1 protein-coding gene is annotated in these 395 nt (G+C 51.9%); it reads right to left on the bottom strand.

Going from position 1 to position 395, the window contains the following annotated elements:
* Positions 1-109: 109 nt before the first annotated feature.
* Positions 110-395: integrase core domain-containing protein (locus BFF42_RS21090; protein ID WP_000318964.1), on the bottom strand; the 286-nt coding region annotated here is incomplete at its 5' end.

The raw sequence follows: 395 nt of genomic DNA, 5'->3' as shown, positions 1-395 counted from the left end.
CAGGAGGGATGGTTGTACCTCGCTGGCATCAAAGATGTTTATACGTGCGAAATTGTCGGCTACGCCATGGGAGAGCGCATGACAAAAGAGCTGACAGGTGGATTTGCCCCTATATTTCCAGACATCTGTTATCACTTAACCCATTACAAGCCCGCTGCCGCAGATATTCCCGTGGCGAGCGATAACCCAGCGCACTATGCGGATGCCATTCGTTATAATGCTCGAACGCCTCTGCAAGGTTCTTTGCTGCCGTTAACCCGTCTGGTTTGGGCATGATACTGATGTAGTCACGCTTTATCGTTTTCACGAAGCTCTCTGCTATTCCGTTACTCTCCGGACTCCGCACCGCCGTGTTCTTCGGTTCAAGTCCCAACATCCGGGCGAACTGGCGTGTT

The organism is Shigella sp. FC1661, from assembly GCF_001712525.1.
In the GTDB taxonomy this organism is placed as follows: Bacteria; Pseudomonadota; Gammaproteobacteria; order Enterobacterales; family Enterobacteriaceae; genus Escherichia; species Escherichia coli.
Note: the sequence above shows the minus strand (reverse complement) of the source record. Positions and strands in the feature narration are given on the sequence as shown.